Origin of the sequence: Streptococcus sp., from assembly GCF_019414905.1 — a bacterium.
Lineage (GTDB): Bacteria > Bacillota > Bacilli > Lactobacillales > Streptococcaceae > Streptococcus.
Window position 1 is genome coordinate 1 of sequence record NZ_DXLC01000202.1, and the last position, 4,535, is coordinate 4,535.

Consider the following 4,535-nt stretch of genomic DNA (forward strand, 5'->3'; position numbering starts at 1 on the left):
ACTCAACAAAGGTCTGAGTGAAATGCTGAAGGATTTATTTTAAAGAGTCCATAAAAAGACTCCATAAAAAAATAATTAAAAAAATTTTTAATAAATTGAATCGGAAAAAATATTTTTTGTGAAAGAGCCTGAAGCAACCAGGGAGAAGATGGGGGGATGACCCCCTCCCCCTCGGTGCTCCCGGACTTCACACCGTCACTGTACATTTTTTCTCGCGGGAAATGAAAGGTAGTTGTATAAAATGACATTGAAAGGTATGGGCTATCTCAGGAAGAAGCTAGCCAATTATAAAATGGGTGTAGATACTAGATACAATCAGTATGCTATGCAACACAATGACATAGATGTTGGTATTACGATACCACCTCAAATCAGGCAACAATATCGAGCGGTCTTAGGTTGGACTGCTAAGGGTGTTGACAGTCTTGCAGATCGTTTGGTCTTTCGTGAGTTTGCCAATGATGAGTTTGGAGCGAATGAAATCTTTGCTCAGAACAATCCAGATGTATTCTTTGATAGCGCGATTCTTTCGGCTCTGATTGGGTCGTGTTGTTTTGTTTACATTTCGCAAGGGGACGATGATGCTCCTAGGTTGCAGGTTATCGAGGCGAGTAATGCAACTGGTGTTCTGGATCCTATCACTGGCTTGTTGATAGAGGGCTATGCCGTTTTGAAAAGGGATGACAATGGTTATGCCGTGCTTGAGGCTTATTTTACTAGTGATGTGACTTGGTTCTATCCGAAAGATGGTAAGCCGTTTGCAATCGAAAATCCGACGGGTGTTCCTTTGCTGGTGCCAGTCATTCATAGGCCTGATGCTGTTCGGCCGTTTGGTCGGTCACGAATTACTAAGGCTGGGATGTACTATCAGAGATATGCTAAACGAACGCTTGTGCGGTCAGATGTTACTGCCGAGTTCTATTCATTCCCTCAGAAGTATGTGTTGGGATTGAGTCAAGATGCTGAGGCGATTGATACTTGGAAAGCAACTGTATCTAGCTTGCTGACGTTTACGAAAGATGATGAGGGGGAAAAGCCGAATGTGGGACAATTCACCACGTCCAGCATGTCTCCTTTTACTGAGCAGTTACGGACTGCAGCAGCTGGATTTGCTGGGGAAATGGGATTGACCTTGGATGATCTTGGTTTTGTTTCTGATAATCCGTCATCTGTTGAAGCTATCAAGGCTAGTCATGAGAACTTGCGGTTAGCTGGTCGGAAGGCTCAGCGCTCTCTGGGTTCTGGTCTGCTGAATGTGGCTTATGTCGCTACTTGTTTACGTGATGAGTTTCCTTATTTGAGGAAACAGTTCAATAAAACGGTCGTGAAGTGGGAGCCTTTGTTTGAGGCGGACGCTAACATGCTGACCTTGATTGGTGATGGTGTTATCAAACTGAATCAAGCGGTGCCTGGCTATATGGATGCTGAAACCATCCGTGACTTGACTGGAATTAAGGGGTCAGACAAGCCTGCTCCAGTAGTGAAGGAGGGTGCAGATGGTGGAAGATATGTTTCCGAGTCTACTCCAGAAAATTAAGGATGAATTTGAAAAAGCTAGGCTTGATAGTGAGATTCTGGAAGAGTTGCTAGAAAAGTTAGAAGAGAATAAAGCTAATTATCTGGACGCCAATCAATATGCTATAGAAATTGGTGAAATACTCTCAAAGGTTTTAGGAACTTACTTAAGTAATGAAAGCCTACCAGATGGCAAGATGTACTATAATATCGCTAAACGATTGCTGGAAGATGTTTTGGGTCGAAACTATGACCTTGTAAGCGAATATACTGAAAAAGTTCAAGAAGATTTAAACCTTAGGGCTAACCTTCGCATTCCTGCTCAAGTTCCTGAGTTGAATCAAGATAGGATTGACGGCTTAGTAAATCGTTTAGCTAGTGAAGACGATTTTGGAGCTGTAAAATGGTTAGTAGGTGAAACGATTGTTAATTTTACCCAGAGCATTGTAGATGATACGATTCAAAGAAATGTGGTCTTTCAGTATAAAGCAGGACTTAGCCCTAAAATTACTAGGCGAACGGCTGGGAAGTGTTGTAAGTGGTGTCAAGAACTGGAGGGTAGTTATAAATATCCTTCCGTTCCCCATGATATTTACAGACGGCATAGTAATTGTAGATGCACCGTTGAATATTATCCGCAAGATGGTAGATGGCAGAACGTGCATACCAGAAAATGGAGTAATATCAATCAAGAAGATGTGGAGCGTCGAAAACAGATAGGTATAGAGTCCGCTGAAGAACGTAAAAGAAAACGAGATGAAAGGATTGCCAAGTTTGGGAATCCTAAAAGAAGATTAAGATAGTCCTGAGGTATAGGAGTAGAAAGGTTGTCGTTAAAAATGGAGCTGGATAAGTTTAAAACGATGATGAACGTTAGAAAGCGGATGATTTACTTTCTGAGATTCCAGAGGATGACAGGAAGTGAAAACCAGGTTACGATAGATGAACAGGCTTGGAAACTTGTCTTACCTGATCAGTGGAATTTGACTAGTAAGCATGAAAAAGTAATCAGAGAGGGTCTAGAAACATTTGTCCATGATATCAATAGGATAGAGAATGACCGTGCTAGAAAGTGTTTTATCATTCATTATTGCTACATGAGGAAGAAAACAGTAAGTGAATGTTTAGAAATTGCTGGGACAAAATCCACTAATTATCACAGATACAAACAGATAGCTGTCTTGAACTTTGCGAGAATCCACGAGAACGGAGAACTAGAAGTCTATAAGTAGCTATCAGCTGAATGATTGCAGTCTAGGGCGCCCCGCTTTAGGGCGTCATCATATAAAACTCCATGAATCAGTTAGAAGCCCTTGGAAATGAATCTAGGGGCTTTTAGATTTCTGAATATATAGGTTGGCGATAGTGTGGTATAATGGTGCTAGGTAATAAAAAAGCACGTTTGACCGTGCTAGTTTCTTGCCTGCTGAACTCATCATATAGTATAGTGGCTCCTTTGTGGGGCTTTTTTTGTGAACATTTTTAGGAACTTTTAAAGAATTTAAAGAAAATATAAGGAAATGTGATTTTAAAGAAAATCAGCAATATAAAGGCTTTTGCTTACTAATGAAATATAAAAATCAAGCGGTAGCGGAATAACTCAAAATGTGATAAGATAGGGGTATGAATCTGAAAGTGAAACAAAAAATACCATTAAAAATCAAGCGCATGGGAATTAATGGTGAGGGAATCGGCTTTTACCAAAAAACGTTAGTTTTTGTACCTGGAGCACTAAAAGGAGAAGATATCTATTGTCAGATTACTTCTATTAAACGTAACTTTGTTGAGGCAAAATTACTGAAGGTCAACAAGAAGTCTAAATTTCGAGTTGTGCCAGCTTGTACTATTTACAATGAGTGCGGAGGCTGCCAAATCATGCACCTGCATTATGATAAGCAGCTGGAGTTCAAGACGGACTTACTTCACCAAGCACTGAAAAAATTTGCCCCTGCAGGATATGAAAATTATGAAATCCGTCCAACTATTGGAATGCAGGAACCAAAGTACTACCGTGCTAAGTTACAATTTCAGACTCGAAAATTTAAAAATCAGGTCAAGGTGGGCTTATATGCACAGAACTCTCACTATTTAGTAGAGTTGAAAGACTGCCTGGTACAAGACAAGGAAACCCAAGTGATTGCTAATCGCCTAGCGGAATTACTTACTTTTCACCAAATTCCGATAACGGATGAGAGAAAAGTTCTAGGTGTTAGAACTATAATGGTCCGACGAGCAATAAAGACTGGACAGGTTCAGATTATTATTGTTACAAATCGTCAGCTTAATTTAACCCAACTAGTAAAAGACTTAGTTAAAGATTTTCCAGAAGTTGTGACAGTAGCTGTTAATACAAATACAGCTAAAACCAGTGAGATTTATGGTGAAAAGACAGAGATTATCTGGGGACAAGAGAGGATTCAAGAAGGTGTACTCGATTATGAATTTTCACTATCTCCTCGAGCTTTCTATCAACTAAATCCTGAACAAACAGAAGTTCTTTATAACGAGGCGGTAAAAGCCTTGGATGTTAATAAAGAAGACCATTTGATTGACGCTTATTGTGGAGTGGGAACGATTGGATTTGCCTTTGCAAAGAAAGTAAAGACACTTAGAGGAATGGATATTATCCCAGAAGCTATTGAAGATGCCAAGCGAAATGCGAAAAGAATGGGATTTGACAATACTCATTATGAAGCTGGAACGGCAGAAGAGATTATTCCTCGTTGGTACAAGGAAGGCTACCGAGCAGATGCTCTGATTGTGGACCCACCACGTACAGGTCTGGATGATAAGTTATTAGATACTATTCTTACTTATGTGCCAGAAAAAATGGTTTATATTTCTTGTAATGTTTCGACCTTGGCTCGTGATTTGGTACGCTTAGTAGAAGTCTATGATCTTCATTATATCCAGTCGGTCGATATGTTCCCACATACAGCTCGAACTGAAGCTGTTGTAAAATTAATAAAAAAAGTTTAAAAAAGTAGTTGACAAAAAATAAAAAGTCGGTATAATAGTAA

At 39.8% G+C, this 4,535-nt stretch carries 4 protein-coding genes; all 4 read left to right on the forward strand.

The features are described 5' to 3' along the window. Window positions 1–241 precede the first annotated feature (241 nt). Window positions 242–1,537, forward strand: coding sequence for a hypothetical protein (locus QZ359_RS06130; RefSeq protein ID WP_293964045.1), 1,296 nt, complete (start codon window positions 242–244; stop codon window positions 1,535–1,537). After that, entirely contained in the window at window positions 1,497–2,318 is an 822-nt protein-coding gene (locus QZ359_RS06135) for a hypothetical protein (protein WP_293964046.1), read from the forward strand. The genes QZ359_RS06130 and QZ359_RS06135 overlap by 41 nt, the downstream gene beginning before the upstream one ends. A 36-nt stretch (window positions 2,319–2,354) precedes the next feature. Further along, on the forward strand, window positions 2,355–2,747 hold the full coding sequence (locus QZ359_RS06140) for a transcriptional regulator (RefSeq protein WP_365967528.1): 393 nt from the start codon (window positions 2,355–2,357) through the stop codon (window positions 2,745–2,747). A 391-nt stretch (window positions 2,748–3,138) separates the two neighbouring features. Next, window positions 3,139–4,494, forward strand: a complete 1,356-nt coding sequence (gene rlmD, locus QZ359_RS06145) for a 23S rRNA (uracil(1939)-C(5))-methyltransferase RlmD (RefSeq protein WP_293964049.1) — start codon at window positions 3,139–3,141, stop codon at window positions 4,492–4,494. Window positions 4,495–4,535: the final 41 nt, after the last annotated feature.